General features: G+C 27.4%; 1 protein-coding gene. It reads left to right on the forward strand.

Translation table 11 applies throughout. The annotated features are described in order from the left end of the window. Positions 1-318, forward strand: a 318-nt coding sequence (locus V2H77_RS00130; protein ID WP_341497188.1) for a Cro/Cl family transcriptional regulator, incomplete at its 5' end; no start/stop codon positions are given. Between the last annotated feature and the right edge of the window lie 265 nt (positions 319-583).

The raw sequence follows: 583 nt of genomic DNA on the forward strand, positions 1-583 counted from the left end.
TTTGGAGTTTATATTATGATTATTAAGAAAGATATTTTGCTACATGAAGATCTGATTGTAGATGATGAGCTTAAAGTGGGTAAGGTAGAGAAGGTCAATATTGATATTCTGTCACCCAGTTCAGTTATCGTTAGTCTGAATATTTTAGGCGTGGTTGATGATTTTCATCTATTGCTAGTTGATGATAAAGATAAAGACAAGATTGTGCTGCTCTATCTTTCTCTGTTACGTGTTCTTCATGAAAAATTAGATGTAAAAGTAAAAGTCGCAAAAAGTAATCTTACTAAGATGAAATATATAGTAGGTGTTGAAATTTAAGAGGTATTTATTAAATTTCTAAATGAGTGCGTGAGATAAAAGATTTCTTAGAATAACTGGGTTTGATTTAAGTAATATAATCAGTTATCAAATGTCGTATTATTACCGATTGAAATTAAATGTAATATTTCTTTGTGTAATGAAACTGGTTTTATTCAAATCCTAAATGTATTTTTATTAAATACAATTAACTACAGGCAGAATGGTAATATTACTGTTCTGCCTTTGTTTATATTGGATTGAATTATTATATAATCAAAAAAAC

Source organism: Photorhabdus sp. P32, assembly GCF_038085095.1.
Classification (GTDB): Bacteria; Pseudomonadota; Gammaproteobacteria; order Enterobacterales; family Enterobacteriaceae; genus Photorhabdus; species Photorhabdus luminescens.